Annotated in this window: 17 protein-coding genes; 3 read left to right on the top strand and 14 right to left on the bottom strand. The window is 46.5% G+C overall.

All coding sequences use genetic code 11. The features are described from left to right. From C9991_RS16060 to C9991_RS16005, 12 genes are all read right to left on the bottom strand, one after another. Positions 1 to 473, bottom strand: a 473-nt coding sequence (locus C9991_RS16060) for an ArdC family protein (RefSeq protein ID WP_157949513.1), incomplete at its 3' end; no start/stop codon positions are given. A gap of 24 nt (positions 474 to 497) precedes the next feature. Next, positions 498 to 2,327: a hypothetical protein gene (locus C9991_RS16055; protein ID WP_106813479.1), complete on the bottom strand. Its 1,830-nt coding sequence runs from the start codon at positions 2,325 to 2,327 to the stop codon at positions 498 to 500. Further along, complete coding sequence (locus C9991_RS16050) at positions 2,327 to 2,626, bottom strand: hypothetical protein (RefSeq protein WP_074027658.1); 300 nt, start codon at positions 2,624 to 2,626, stop codon at positions 2,327 to 2,329. The genes C9991_RS16055 and C9991_RS16050 overlap by 1 nt, the downstream gene beginning before the upstream one ends. Positions 2,627 to 2,637: 11 nt before the next feature. Next, complete coding sequence (locus tag C9991_RS16045) at positions 2,638 to 3,465, bottom strand: M23 family metallopeptidase (RefSeq protein ID WP_106813478.1); 828 nt, start codon at positions 3,463 to 3,465, stop codon at positions 2,638 to 2,640. A 20-nt stretch (positions 3,466 to 3,485) separates the two neighbouring features. After that, positions 3,486 to 4,145, bottom strand: coding sequence for a hypothetical protein (locus C9991_RS16040; RefSeq protein ID WP_106813477.1), 660 nt, complete (start codon positions 4,143 to 4,145; stop codon positions 3,486 to 3,488). 18 nt (positions 4,146 to 4,163) lie between these two features. After that, the gene (locus C9991_RS16035; protein WP_106813476.1) at positions 4,164 to 4,838 is read right to left on the bottom strand and encodes a hypothetical protein; all 675 of its coding nucleotides are present in this window, start codon (positions 4,836 to 4,838) and stop codon (positions 4,164 to 4,166) included. 20 nt (positions 4,839 to 4,858) lie between these two features. Beyond that, a complete protein-coding gene (locus tag C9991_RS16030) occupies positions 4,859 to 5,557 on the bottom strand; it encodes a hypothetical protein (protein ID WP_106813475.1) in 699 nt (232 codons plus the stop codon). After that, positions 5,538 to 6,026, bottom strand: a complete 489-nt coding sequence (locus C9991_RS16025) for a PH domain-containing protein (RefSeq protein WP_106813474.1) — start codon at positions 6,024 to 6,026, stop codon at positions 5,538 to 5,540. Before C9991_RS16025 ends, C9991_RS16030 begins: the two co-directional genes overlap by 20 nt. Before the next feature lie 30 nt (positions 6,027 to 6,056). Continuing rightward, the gene (locus C9991_RS16020) at positions 6,057 to 7,214 is read right to left on the bottom strand and encodes a toprim domain-containing protein (protein ID WP_106813473.1); all 1,158 of its coding nucleotides are present in this window, start codon (positions 7,212 to 7,214) and stop codon (positions 6,057 to 6,059) included. A 12-nt stretch (positions 7,215 to 7,226) separates the two neighbouring features. Beyond that, on the bottom strand, positions 7,227 to 8,768 hold the full coding sequence (locus C9991_RS16015; RefSeq protein ID WP_106813472.1) for a hypothetical protein: 1,542 nt from the start codon (positions 8,766 to 8,768) through the stop codon (positions 7,227 to 7,229). 12 nt (positions 8,769 to 8,780) lie between these two features. Continuing rightward, positions 8,781 to 9,005, bottom strand: a complete 225-nt coding sequence (locus tag C9991_RS16010; protein WP_106813471.1) for a hypothetical protein — start codon at positions 9,003 to 9,005, stop codon at positions 8,781 to 8,783. A 26-nt stretch (positions 9,006 to 9,031) separates the two neighbouring features. Beyond that, on the bottom strand, positions 9,032 to 9,790 hold the full coding sequence (locus C9991_RS16005) for a DUF4099 domain-containing protein (protein WP_106813470.1): 759 nt from the start codon (positions 9,788 to 9,790) through the stop codon (positions 9,032 to 9,034). A gap of 217 nt (positions 9,791 to 10,007) precedes the next feature. Between C9991_RS16005 and C9991_RS16000 the strand changes: the two genes are divergently transcribed. Next, a complete protein-coding gene (locus C9991_RS16000; RefSeq protein WP_106813469.1) occupies positions 10,008 to 10,619 on the top strand; it encodes a M23 family metallopeptidase in 612 nt (203 codons plus the stop codon). A 4-nt stretch (positions 10,620 to 10,623) separates the two neighbouring features. Here the strand turns inward: C9991_RS16000 and C9991_RS15995 are convergent, their stop codons facing one another. Next, entirely contained in the window at positions 10,624 to 11,349 is a 726-nt protein-coding gene (locus C9991_RS15995) for a class I adenylate-forming enzyme family protein (protein WP_438269232.1), read from the bottom strand. Between C9991_RS15995 and C9991_RS17330 the strand changes: the two genes are divergently transcribed. Both C9991_RS17330 and C9991_RS15985 read left to right on the top strand, forming a co-directional pair. Next, positions 11,263 to 11,676: a conjugal transfer protein TraO gene (locus C9991_RS17330; protein WP_106813467.1), complete on the top strand. Its 414-nt coding sequence runs from the start codon at positions 11,263 to 11,265 to the stop codon at positions 11,674 to 11,676. The genes C9991_RS15995 and C9991_RS17330 overlap by 87 nt on opposite strands. Before the next feature lie 17 nt (positions 11,677 to 11,693). Beyond that, a complete protein-coding gene (locus C9991_RS15985) occupies positions 11,694 to 12,149 on the top strand; it encodes a beta-barrel fold lipoprotein (protein ID WP_106813466.1) in 456 nt (151 codons plus the stop codon). Positions 12,150 to 12,176: 27 nt separating this feature from the next. Here the strand turns inward: C9991_RS15985 and cysK are convergent, their stop codons facing one another. Next, positions 12,177 to 13,097, bottom strand: a complete 921-nt coding sequence (gene cysK / locus C9991_RS15980) for a cysteine synthase A (protein WP_032528664.1) — start codon at positions 13,095 to 13,097, stop codon at positions 12,177 to 12,179.

Genomic DNA, 13,097 nt, shown 5'->3' with positions numbered 1-13,097 from the left:
TCTTCATATTTCTCCTTGTCTTTTAGTGGCAGCATGGTCTGGTCGATATTGAACAGCACTCGTATTTCCCGATTATGTATGCCCTTGTACTGTGTCTGATCGGTAGCCGACAATTCCTGGTAGTCCTTTCTGCTGATGATGTCTTCCGGATTATGCCGGTTCACATACTTGTTCCACGCATACCAGTTGAACGGCACACCTCTCTCATGCGCCATCACAGACTCGTCTCGCTTCTTGGCTTCACTAAATAACGTGTAAAGATTTGTAGAAAATCCGTTCTTGTCGGAATTCAATCCCATCACGAGGGCATTGAACGGACTCACCGCCGCTCCTTTTGGGTAAAACCGTGGATATTGTTTTCCTTGCTCGTTCAGCCAGATACCCTTGTTGTCGGCTGCTTTCGACAGGCCTTCGGTAATCAGTGACACTTGACGCTCTGCCGCATTCTTCTCTTGTGGACTTTTCTCTTTCATTGTATGATTGTTTTACGATTTATCTTATCTTGAACGTTGGATGACTTCTCGCTGCTCTGCGTTTTCCATCGCCTCGTTTCTCACACTTCTCACTTCTTGCTCGCCATAGTTGCGTTCTGCCATCTGTCTCATCTGGTCACTCTTGGCAAGCACGGCATTGGCAAGGGTGTTGAGTGGCAAGGCTCCTGCTTGATATGCTCCAACCACATGTTCTGGCAGTTGGATGGTGTATGGCACTCGGTCGATGGTTGCCACTAAACAGTTGCCTTGTAGCACAGGGTTGGCTATTCTCGGATTCAACGGTTCGTCTGGATAGGACTTATATTGCACTGCTTGTGCTGTTGTATTACCGTATGATACAGCATTTCCATCATTGCCTTCCCGTTTGTTTGCCAATGCTTCATGTCCTGCCTTGTTCAGCAGATTGGCACCGCCCATACCGATGAGTGTCATCTTCAATAGCGGATTCTTCACGAACATTCCAGCAAGGATGGCGGCTATCGGCATCATGTTGTCCTTCAAGCCTAATGATTGCGTTTTGCCAGTGAACATACCCACGAGGATGTCGGGCAACATGGCTATCACATAGCCAAGATTATTGCCGATGTCGCTGAAACCATTCAGTCCGAAGTTCTTCAACAGTCCTTCCCATCCGTTGCTATTATCATTTTCAGGTTGTTCTTGCAGTTCTTCCTCTGATTGCGCTTGCTGTTGATCATCAGTTTCTGTTTGTTGCGCCTCTTCCTTTTCTTGAATGATGCGCTCAGCCTCTGCAACCTTGGCTGCGTCGTGTTTGGCTTTCTCTTCCAGATAGGCATCTTCCTTGCCGGGTGCCACTATCAGCGGTACATTCTTGTATTTCGGATCGTTCCGTTTCTCTTGCTCTTTTTGGAAAGGAAACTTAAAACTGTTATCTGTCCATGCCATAGGCGTAAATGCTTTTTGTGGGATATGTATCTTGTTATGGAGTTTGCTGTTGAGCGTCTTGACATAGCCATTGTCGGTGGCATTCACTTTCTTGGCTTGTGAGCGAAAACCAGTGAAGGCATTGCCGTTCTGTCCGAATACGCCCTTGCTGATGCTCAATTCCATGGCTTGCTCTTTCCGCTGTTCGCCGTTTCCCTTCTTGGAATCGAGGATATAGCCCAATGCCATGCCGCTCCCCACCAAGGTAGCCAATGACTTCCAACTGCCGATACCGCCCATGGTCACGGCATCCACTACAGAGGCGGTAGCCCCTCCAGCAAACTTCTCCGTCTTGCTTGGTTTGTAGGCTTTCTCACCACGAGCCTCTATCTCTGTCGTCAATGGTGATTTCAGGAGCTCTTCTTGCAGTCCCCAAATGCTGTTTTGTGCTGCCTTTCGCAAGATGTAGTCCATCGTTGACTTGGGTGTATTGTCCTTGACGAGCTTCCCAATCATCAGGTCTTCCATCCTTTGCGCAACATATGCGTATGCCAAATCCTCACCACAGGCTTTCGACAGGGCATCATACTTGCTCCGTCCAATTTCCTTCACCACGGCATTGCGCCACTCGCCAGCAATAGTCGCCAAGTCCTTCACGATGTTTTTGTCCTTCCATATCTTCTGGTTGCACATCTCCAAGTAGTCCTCTGTGGTTTTGCTGTTCCATTCGCCTGTCTGTTTCAGCACAAATTCCGTGTTGTCGGCATACGGATTGGCAGAAGCAAGTACTCCTGCCAAACTGCTCTGGTATCTGCCTCTTTCCTCCAGTTGCTTATGCGTCAAGTCATCTCGCACCAGTTTCATCACAGGTGCCAGCTTGCCGTCAAAATATCCTTGAAGGCAAAACTCCAGTTCGGCAAAGCGTGTCGGGTTCTTGATTGTACTCATTATAGCGTTACGTTTAGTTGACCTAATATCTGTTCTCTTGTCTGCTCGATGGCTTGGTGATACACTTCCATCTGCTTTGGAAAGTATTCCTCCAGCCAAGAGTCCTTCTCTATTCTGTCATGGATGAAAAGGATGGCTTGTTGCAGTTCTATCTCCACGGAGCATTCTCCTTCCTCTCGGTTATTGAACCACGCCTTTGTCCACCATCTCACTCCTGCACGGTCTGGATAGACACTTACCAACCTTGGAATATCAAAGCTCTGCACGTCGATGTCCAATTCTGCGAGAGGGTCGATGATGCCACTTGTCCTTACGGCTTCGTCATGGAGTTTTTTTTTAGGACTTCGCTCAGTGTGGACAGATAGATGCCATGCCGCAATGCCAGATAGTTCAAGAAATCTGCTATCAGCAGGTTCTGCACCTTGCAAGCCAAGGGCATGGCTCTCTGCCCGATGCCTAATGGGTTGCTGATGGATGGCATAGCTTCATAGAAATAGTGTTTCGCTGCTGATAGCGAAAAAATGTTCCTCAGCGACTGCTCTGCATGTTGCGGTGTCACATACATACCTTTATACAGGTCTTCCATATACGATGGCATGAAGCGCAGCATCAATTCTTCTATCTCTTTCTGGTCTTTGTCATACTGTGTGGCTATATTCATGTCGTAGGTCTCAAACTCAGAAAAACCTGTCTTACCGGTCTGTTCCATTGCCTTCACATTGCCATATAGCATGGTCAGAAAATCAATCGGATTGATCTCCTTGCCGTCAAACTTCACCTCGAAATGCAGTCTGTCACCGCTCAAAGCCACGATGTTTCCTGCCTTCACGGTTTGTCCGAAGTTCACGAACACGTTGGCAAGATGGGCGTAGGTCACTTCATACTTGCCGTAGCGTATCACTTGGTAGATGCCGTGCGTCGCATCATTGCCAATGCCCGACACCGTTCCGCTTGCCAAGGCTGACAGCAGATAGTGATTTGCCTCGAAGTCGAGTCCGTGATGGAAAAATACGTCTCCTGTTACAGGATGCTTCTGTTTTCCATAGCCAAGTGTCAGTTCCACATCCTTGCCTCGCTCCTCAAAGGGCATACAATAGCCGCTTTTTGATTGCAGCATCATTTCTTCTGTATATCTCATGTTGTTGTCGTTTTATGTTTTTATCGTTTCATGCCGCCACTGCGTGCGGTCGCTTCTGCTTCGTTTACGTTTCTTCCCTGACCGCCATCACCACTGACAATGTTCTTGATATTTGAATTGTTGCCGATGAGCATCATGCCGAGCATGGCTCCTGCTATCTTGCCAAGCCATCCGAAACGTCCGAAGGTGAGAAACGCTGCTGTCACCAGTCCTGCAAGGCTCAGTCCCGACACGTTTCCTTTCCCTAAGTTCTTGAAAAAGTTGCCGAACATCTCCAGTCCGTTGCCTCCGAAGATGCCACGGAAGAAGTTGCTCATGCCGCTCCACTTGCTGTTGATGTCGCCCATGGCACCATTCACCGCATCCACGGCTTCTCCAGCCTTGTTCTTCAATCCTTTTACATCTTCCACGGCTTCGGATATTTTCTCCGTGGTGTCTTTTCCGACCACCACGTCACTGGCTATCTCCACCATGCTCTTGTCGTTGACAAGGTTCTGCCATGCCACATATCCTGCTGCGCTGCCCACGGCGGCTGTTTTCATCGCACTTCCTGCGCCTCTTAGTGCTTGGGTGGGATGCACAGCCGTATTGCTTGCAGATTTCAGTCCTTGCTTGGCGACACTACCTGCACCTTTCAAGGCACTGCCGCCATACTTTGCTATTTTTGCCCATATACTCATAGTTGTATCTTTTTGTAGTCATTTGATCTTTCCGTTTCGCTTCCATCTGTTCATGCAGTCCTTCACGATTGTTTTCTTGTCTGCCTTGTCGTGGCTTCCTTTTTCTATCTCTGCCCAGATGTCCGACATCGAGGTGTACTTCACCGCCTTGGTCAGCCGTTGCAGCTTTTTGTTCATTACCTTCAGCTTGGGGCGGATGCCGAAAACTATTTCCACTCGTTCTTTCTCGGTCATCTTGTTGCCTGACAAGCAGACCAGCCTGATGTCATTCACTATCTCCACGCTGCCCATTATCAACTCCCGATAGATTTTGTTGCGCTTAGCAGACAGTGCCACGGCAAGGGTATTGCTCGGATGTTTATCCAGTTGCTTGGTGAATCCTCCCAAGTTATCCACCAGTCGATCTATCTCGTGATAGAAGCCATATACCTGTGCAGCATACACCACGATGGAGCGGAACGAATCCAAGTAGTTGTTGAACTCTCGTTGCAGGTTGGTGGTTCCTTCCACTTCCTCTTTCAACCAGATATGTCCAGTGGTCTGCATCAGCATCACCTTCTCCTGGTTCTTCAACTCCTTTTCAGCCTTGTCTGTATAGGCGTATATCATTCCAGCCAATACAGGGTCGTTCTGGGCTTGCACCTTGCAGACAGAAAGCAGCATGATGCCAAAGCAAAATATCCATGTTCTCATACTCGAATGCTTTTATATTATTATGGTGTACTTACTTTGGCTGCTCTTCGCCACCGCCCCAATGCTTGCGTAGCAATCTCACCATTACTCCTATCTATCATCCCTGCCGTGATATTGTTCCACACATCACTCATGGTATAGTAGCGGATGCTCAGATACAGTTTATTGAGCTTCTTCTGAAATGCTGATAGTTTGTCGTTTAATGCCCACAAAGTCTTGGAGCGGTCTGCTCCTGTCAACATATTCTCCGTTCCACCTTTTGCCACGGCATCATTCAGCAGATTAAAAACCGATACCAATTCCGTTGCCGTCTCGATATACAGGTTATTCATACTCATGCTTGCCACAATGCCCTGCGGATTATTGGCAATAGCTGCCTTCAACTTGGCGAGCGTGATGAAAATCTTCACACCATCATCATACAGATGGGTACATGCTTTCAGCGACGAGGCATAGCCATTCACTGATTTCAAGTAGCTGTTGTACTTCTTCTCCCATTTGTGTATCTGGTTGAACTCGGCAGCCATCGTGTTCTGCAACAACGCCGTCTTGGTCTGTCCGTTGATTTGCTTTTCAATCTCATCGTTGATAAGTTCGTTGCCTTCTGCCAATGCCATCCATTCCAAGGGATTGGATGACACCACTTGTGCCTTGGCTTCCGATGCCGTTGCTGTGCCGATAATTGCTATCAACCATATCTTACCTATTTGTAATCTCATAGATGCTCCTCCTGCGTTTGTTGGTTTCCACTCGTTCTCTGATAATTGTTACCAAGTTTTCCTTCATCGGTACTCCGATAATGTCAAGCCTTGGTGTCGTTCTGTCTCCAGAATATATGCTCACGGTTTTCAATCGGAATAGTTGCTGCATGAAAGTTTGACTTTCGTTGAAATCCACCACACGGTATAGTTCCTGATAATCTACTTCACGATGAAACACGCCATGCTCAAACACTAATTGTTCGTTACTGATGATGTACCGCATCCTGCATAGATAGACCATTCGATATGCCAAACATAGGGAAAACAAGAGTGAGAGGACAAACACCAAAGTGGAGAGGACGGCATCATCAATACCTGCATATACAAAACCTACACTTATAAGCACAAGCAAGTGCAGCTCGTTGATGACGAACTGCATCCAATGGGGCTTGATGATGATGTTTCTATACCGATATGTCTGCTGCATAATTCTCCTTTTTGATAATGACACCGTGCTTTATCTGCGGAAGCCCGATGTCCGTTCCTCTTTTTCCTCCTGTTTGGCTTGCTCTTGTTGCCTCTCGGCCTCTTGCGCCTTGGCGAACTCGAAATAGTCGAAGTCTATCTCTCCTTGGTCTATCAACCGTTGGTCTCGTTTGCCAAGCAAGGCATCGTTCCAATCCTTGTATTGTCCCAAGGGATGGTAGGCTTGTACCGTGAAGTCTGCAAATCCCATTTCCTTGGCGATTGCTTTGAAGTTCTTCACAAAGCCACGTCCTGCCTCGTCTTTGTCAAAGCCCAAATAATGGTTCGCTTGTCGGGTCTCTTCCAGCATTCCCTTTATTTGCCCCTTTGTCGGTGTACCTCCGGTCGAGATATACACGTTCTTCACTGGATTGATTTGGTACTCTGCCATAGCATCGTATGCACTCTCAAACCATAGAATATTTGTGGCTTCTTTCAATGGCTTACCTGTCAGGTTGGCTATCCACAATCCTTCACTGCTGTTGCTTCCTTCCGCCTTGCCCTTGTATGCCTTGCCGTCCTCTCGTCTCGGTCTGCCTCGCTCTTCCAATCCAACGATGCTGTCCGGCTTGGACGGTAAGGATAGTGGAAAGGCGAGATTGGCAAAGCTCAATCCGTTATTTCGACGCTTGGTCGCCAAGAAGAAATGCTTGTGAAAGGCGAACTGGGTCCCCATGTTGATGCCTCTTTCCTTGAAATAAGGATAGTGTTTCCGTTGGGTGTCCTTTTCCCTTGGGTTGAAACGCAAGATGTCATAGTCTGACAGGTTGAAGGGCTTGGCATCTCGCTTGGGTTCTGACACTCTGCTTTCACGCACATCAATGGGATTATTCAACAGTCTGTTGCATACCACATTCACTAACCTGTCCAATGACATCCCTGGCTTATAGTCGTCAAACAGCGTCGGATGCTCCTTGATGAAGCCTATCACGTTGTAGTTTTTCTGTTCTGGTGGCTGAAAACAGCACTTGCCGTTGCCAGTGACAATAAACTTGTCACCCCTCACTCGCTGTCCATGACTGTCCACCTTTACGTACGACGGATAGCGCAAGCCATCTCGTTTGTTCAACTGATAGCCTGCGTCCACCAACAACTCCTGTATGTTCAGACGCTGTAAGAAATCATTATATGTCAGTTCGTTGTTTGCCATAAGCGCATTCCGTTATAGTCCTTTCCCCATGTGAGGATGCAATACTTCTTGGTTCATAGCAGCCTCAAAGTTTCTCGCCGCCACATCCATTGGCGTATCTACTCCTGGCTTGAAATAGGGACGAGGTGGCGCAGGTGCTGCACCATGATGGTGGTCAACTATCACTACAGGTGCGCCATGTGGACGATGTAGCTCACTGCCTACTTCTGCAGCAACACCCAATCCTGCTAACAGTGCAGCTCCAATCTTGGTTCCCAAACTGGTACGGTCTTTCATATCTACCTCACCGAATATCTTGGAAAAAAGTTTCATGCGATGGTAGTCATCCACTGCCATGAACTTGTCATACTGCTTCTGCGTTATCTCGTGGCTTACTCGCTCACCGTTGATGATGGCTGTCATGAGGAACTTGCCTTCTTGCTCCGCTGGCTCCACTCGTATCTCACCAACAGTTACTTCTCTGCCATGCTTGCCTTCACGGAACCATCCCTTGCTCTCGTCCAAGTCCTGCCCATCCACAATACCTACTTTATTGTTCATAGGTTCTTGCTGCACTTGCAGTGACTCGACGGTAGATTGCAACTGCATCTTGCCGTCCAACTCCTGCTGTACCTCTGGACGCAAACCGATATGGATGCGCTCCTTGCTGTTGAGCATGTCCATCGTTATCTTGTCTGCGAAATCGTCCTTGATGACATTATTCAATATATCCAGTCGTTTGGCTACAGATACTTGCTTGACAGAATTGTTGGTCAATGCCTTCAATTCATCGTCGGTCAAGTCATACACCATATCACTTTTGGTGCTTTCTGATTGGATGGTGAGTGTCTTTGCCTTCTCATCGATGATGATACCGTGTGAAGACAGGCATTCCTGCCATTGATCGTTGGAGAAATATACAGGTGAGCTTATCAGTTCCTTGTAGGGTTTGGCTGGCTCTTGACTTCTTGGACGTGTTTCTACAGGTGTCATCACGGCTTGCAGGTTTTGTAATACGTCTGCTTGTGGTGCTGCTTGTTGCTGTCCTTTATAGTAAAAGCCATAACCTCCTGAGGTTAACTCACCAGGTTTCAGTCTTCTGTCAGGTCTTTCCGCTACCATCGGTGCACCAGCATAAAACATCTGTCCTCCGACTCTACGTAGATGATAGCCGTCCTGCATTCTCGGTGTCCAACCCAAAAACTCAGGACTCCATCCTAATCTGCCGTACTCTCCTGCACCAATCCTATATCCATGTAGTCCCATTGCCACTCTTCCGTTAGCGTTCCTTGCATGGACAAGGTTTCTCGGCATATAGAAATCTTTGCCAATGATGCTTGTAAAGACATTGTATGCCTTCTTGTTGGCAGAGTTGGTTCCCCAATCGGTCAATGCCAACATCTGTTTCTTGGTGAGGTTGTAAGTCAGCAGTGGGGAGTCATGTCCCTGTACCGCTAACTGATAACCGTCACCGTTGGCTATGATATGGGCTTGCATACCATTGCGCATCAAGATGTCACGCATCTCTGGCTGCAAGTCCATCTGTCTTGGATTCAAGTTCTTTCTTATCGCCATAGCATGATTGTATTAAGCGTTTTCTGTTTCCATTCCTTGCTCCAACAGCTCGTCCTTGTACTTCACAAACTGTTCCGCACTCTCGTTGCCGATGCACAGGGCGTGTTCCTTGCAGTATTCTTGATACTCGTTCTGCCATCCCTCACTGAAATGGTTCACATAGTCAAGCCAACCGTATTCGCCGCTCTGCATCTTCTCCACGAGAATGTCTTCTGTATAATAAGGTCCTTTTCTCATTTCTTCCCTAAATTTGATGTTTCACTTTACTTTCTTGCAACGGCAGAAGCATGTCTTCCAGCAGCCTTTTTCTGCTCATTCCACAGTTCTTCGGTATATTCCTCCTCTGGAACATAGTCGAGATTACCGTCAACATCCATTACCCAACAGCCATAGATGCCGAAAGTGTATTTGTCCCACTCTCGCTTGCCTTCCTTGCGCCACTGCTCACCATCGCCGTTGGCGAAGCGGATGCCAGTATCGCTCTTCAGGTCGATGCCTACAGTCACAGGCTCGTCTTCTACGGCAAATGTCAGTGCCTCGCCATTTTGGATGCTCTTTAGCTCCGTTCCTCCAAGACTGAGTTCGTCAGATAGCACCTGCAAGTTTCTACCAATCACAGGTGTCGGCACAGCCATCACTTGGTTGGTCTCTCCGTCAATCTGTACAAATGCCTTGACATGTGTGCCATCTGGCATATCCACATCTGCCACCACAGCCTTGCCCTGCTTCAACAGTTCCTGCTGTTCCTTGGTGAATTTGTCCAATGGGGCGTACTTCAATACAGGATAGAACATCACATCCACATTTCCGTCTGCCATTCTTACCAAGGCAAATCGGGTTCTGCTCTTGATACTGTAGCCCTCGTTTACTTCCATGCTCACAGGCAACACTGGCGATGGACGACCATTGCTGATGTCATCCAAGGCATGCATCGGAAGGTCTTCTATCATCTCATGGGTAAGACCGAACTTTGCAAGTGTCTGATACGGCACTTCGCTTTCTTCAAATGAGTTTCTTTTCATATTCTGATTATATTTTGAATGATACTTTGCATATAGCCATGCAAAGATAGCCCAAGAGTAATGAATACAAGAAAGCCTACGTTCTTCTGCTCAATCTTTTCCATTTTATTATGATTATATCATCATTTCATACTCTCAATCATACTTTAATCTTATTTTATGTTATACTTTTACAGCATCGACAATCACTCTTGATATCTTTCCCTAACTTTGCACCATGAAATGGAAAATAGTGGTATTATGGGTAATAAGTTGTCTGGCGGTATCGAGTGCAAAGGCGCAGTTCAATACCGTCAGCAATAACGTATGCCGTTACAAAGTCAGGAAAGTGGAGGAGAAGTTTCTACTTCCTGCCAATCAACCTGTAGATTCTATACAAGCAAATCTACTTCAACAGGAAACAGACTCTGTGGATAGCAAACAAAAACAGTGGATAAGCGGCTATCCAAGCATCACTTATCCACTGAAATCAATCAAAGTCACCAGTCCTTACGGCTATCGTCGTGACCCTTTTACAGGTAAACTATCATGGCACAACGGTTTGGATCTTCGTGCGAAGAACGAACCTGCCTATGCCATGATGGATGGTATTGTCGAAAAGGTTGGCTATGACAATCGTTCTGGCAACTATGTTACATTGAGGCATGGCAATTATCATGTCAGCTATTGCCATTTATCCTCTATCATAGTTCGTAAAGGAGAATATGTTTATCCTGGTATCATAGTTGGTGTAACTGGCAATACCGGTCGTAGTACTGGCAGCCATCTCCACCTTACATGCAAAAAGGATGGCAAGAGTATCAATCCCGCCATCCTTTTCAAAATCTAATTTTTTATCGATAACTCTTGCGATCGATTTTTCCATTAAATGTACGCCGCACTTCAGCAATCTCATCATATAATACTGGAACTTTATGAGGTTCTAATTTAGATCTGAGGTAATTCACCAGATTCTTTCGATTATAATCGACATCTGGTACAATCAACAGTTTCAATACTTTTCCAACAACAGGATGTGGAGCCTCGATACAAATGCAATCTTTCACGCCAGAAAAAGCCAATGCAATGTCTTCAACCTCTGTAGGTGCAATCTTATAACCTCCAACGTTTATAACATCGTCACTTCGTCCATGCAGACGTAACCTACCTTTCATATCTATAGACCCTAAATCTGCTGTAATAATGGTACCATCTTTTAGTACTTTTGCTGTTGTTTCCGTATCGTTCCAATATCCCATCATAAGTGTTTTTCCCTTACACCCAACGATGCCGTCGGCTGTAATGAAAAATGAGGATTGTTTCATTGGCGTTCCCAAACAACCTGCCAAACATTCGCCATCATTATAATTAAAAGTAGAAATAATGCCTGTTTCTGTAGATGCATAGGTGTTGTAAAGTCGAGTTTGAGGCAAAACTTGACACAACAGACGCATATCTTCTAATGGCATGGGAGCTGCTCCCGTTTCTATGAAATCTATCTTATTAGCGTACGATGTCAATTTATCCTTTGCAAAAGTCAAGAGCATACGTATGCAAGCTGGAACCAAGAAGGTTGCCACCTTCGTAACCTGAACCGTGAACAGGTACAGGCGAACACCGTAACAGTCGGCCCGGAGTTCGCCTACTGGCTCCTGAAGGGGCGCAAGTTCTCTTTTCTGGGCGTGGCTTCCGGCACGATTGGCTACCAGAGGGCAAAGACCAAGAGCGAGCTGGTTTATCTGGAGCGTAGCCGGGCGTTTGTCTATGGCTATGAGGTGGGCGTAAGACCTGAACTGCTGCTTAGTCCGAAGGTCGCTCTCTTTGCCGAATATCGGTTTGAAATGCTGTTTAATTCCATTCTTCGCAACAATAACCATATCGGTTTGGGTTGCGTGATTTATTTATAAACTTAAATTTTAATCTTATGAAGAAGTTTTATTATCATTTGGCGGTATGCCTGTGCGTGATTGGCGGTCTGGTAGGTTGTAGCAAGGAAGACGAACCCGGAGGCGGTGAGGGGGCTATGTATCAGGTTACGGTTGAGCAGTCAGGCGAATACAGGAGTTATATCAAGTCGGTGGTGGTGGCTGCAAACGGCACAACAGTTGTCAATGAGAATACGGGAGAGAAGTTCAAGGGTACGGCGGTTCTTGGCGATGAACAGCTGGCTGTACCTTCCGTTACGCTTTCCACTGAAGGCAGTGCGATTGAATTTGCCGTTTCCGGCGGTGTGGTCGATGGCGATGATGGGGCAGTGAACGAGCCGATGCACTGGGTGGTGGTCGTGCGCAAGAACGGCAAGGAGATAGACCGCAAGACACTGACCTTTGAAGACGGCAAGGAGATTGCAACAGATGATTTGAAACTGTATTATAAATAAACAAAGCCCATTAAGGGCTTTGTTTATTTATATATTCATAGAAAGGTATCTCTCTCCAGTATCAGGTAGCAGTACAATTATCCTTTTCCCTTTATAAGAATCGTTTGAGGCAAGTTTAACAGCGGCTGAAACTGCTGCACCGGAAGATATTCCGACAAGAAGCCCCTCTTTTTTCGCCAAACTGTGCATCATATCAAAAGCCTCTTTATCTTTTACCTGAATAATTTTATCTACTGTGTTTGAATCATAGTTATCAGGGACAAATCCGGCACCTATGCCCTGAATACTGTGCTTTCCAGCCTGCCCTCCTGACAAAACGGCTGATGACTCCGGTTCTACTGCTACAATTTTAACATTCGGCTTTAACTCCTTCAGTCTTTTTCCTGTTCCGGTTATTGTTCCTCCTGTACCTACACAAGCAACAAAAACATCGAACACTCCGTCCGAATCCTCCATAATCTCGTTTGCTGTTGTATTGTAGTGAACCATAGGATTGGCTGAGTTAGAAAACTGTTGTAATATAATAGATCCGGGAGTATTCCTTTGCAGTTCTTCTGCCTTATCCAAAGCTCCTTTCATACCGGAAGCGGCTGGTGTCAGAACTACTTCACACCCCAAGAACGCCAATAGTTTCCTGCGTTCAAGACTCATACTTTCAGGCATTGTCAGTATCGTTCTATATCCTTTTAGGGCTGCAATCCAAGCCATACCGATACCGGTATTCCCGCTTGTAGGTTCAATGATTGTACCCCCTTTTTTTAATTTCCCGGAAGTTTCCGCTGCTTCAATCATCGCATAGGCTGCCCTGTCCTTTACACTGCCTCCCGGATTGAAATATTCCACTTTGGCTATGATTTCCGTTCCGTATTCATCTTTATATATATTAGAAAGCCGCACCAATGGAGTCTTGCCTATAAGCTGCAGCAAATTGTCCTTTATATTGCTCAT

Source organism: Prevotella merdae (assembly GCF_900290275.1).
GTDB classification, from domain to species: domain Bacteria; phylum Bacteroidota; class Bacteroidia; order Bacteroidales; family Bacteroidaceae; genus Prevotella; species Prevotella merdae.
Note: the sequence above shows the minus strand (reverse complement) of the source record. Positions and strands in the feature narration are given on the sequence as shown.

Bases quoted from the DNA above. Each gene is read 5' to 3' on its own strand.
- C9991_RS16015 (WP_106813472.1), bottom strand. From the start codon at position 8,768: ATGGCGATAAGAAAGAACTTGAATCCAAGACAGATGGACTTGCAGCCA.
- C9991_RS16005 (WP_106813470.1), bottom strand. From the start codon at position 9,790: ATGAAAAGAAACTCATTTGAAGAAAGCGAAGTGCCGTATCAGACACTT.
- C9991_RS16020 (WP_106813473.1), bottom strand. From the start codon at position 7,214: ATGGCAAACAACGAACTGACATATAATGATTTCTTACAGCGTCTGAAC.
- C9991_RS16000 (WP_106813469.1), top strand. From the start codon at position 10,008: ATGAAATGGAAAATAGTGGTATTATGGGTAATAAGTTGTCTGGCGGTA.
- C9991_RS16010 (WP_106813471.1), bottom strand. From the start codon at position 9,005: ATGAGAAAAGGACCTTATTATACAGAAGACATTCTCGTGGAGAAGATG.
- C9991_RS15985 (WP_106813466.1), top strand. From the start codon at position 11,694: ATGAAGAAGTTTTATTATCATTTGGCGGTATGCCTGTGCGTGATTGGC.
- C9991_RS16025 (WP_106813474.1), bottom strand. From the start codon at position 6,026: ATGCAGCAGACATATCGGTATAGAAACATCATCATCAAGCCCCATTGG.
- cysK (WP_032528664.1), bottom strand. From the start codon at position 13,097: ATGAGCAATATAAAGGACAATTTGCTGCAGCTTATAGGCAAGACTCCA.
- C9991_RS16055 (WP_106813479.1), bottom strand. From the start codon at position 2,327: ATGAGTACAATCAAGAACCCGACACGCTTTGCCGAACTGGAGTTTTGC.
- C9991_RS16035 (WP_106813476.1), bottom strand. From the start codon at position 4,838: ATGAGAACATGGATATTTTGCTTTGGCATCATGCTGCTTTCTGTCTGC.
- C9991_RS16030 (WP_106813475.1), bottom strand. From the start codon at position 5,557: ATGAGATTACAAATAGGTAAGATATGGTTGATAGCAATTATCGGCACA.
- C9991_RS16040 (WP_106813477.1), bottom strand. From the start codon at position 4,145: ATGAGTATATGGGCAAAAATAGCAAAGTATGGCGGCAGTGCCTTGAAA.
- C9991_RS16045 (WP_106813478.1), bottom strand. From the start codon at position 3,465: ATGAGATATACAGAAGAAATGATGCTGCAATCAAAAAGCGGCTATTGT.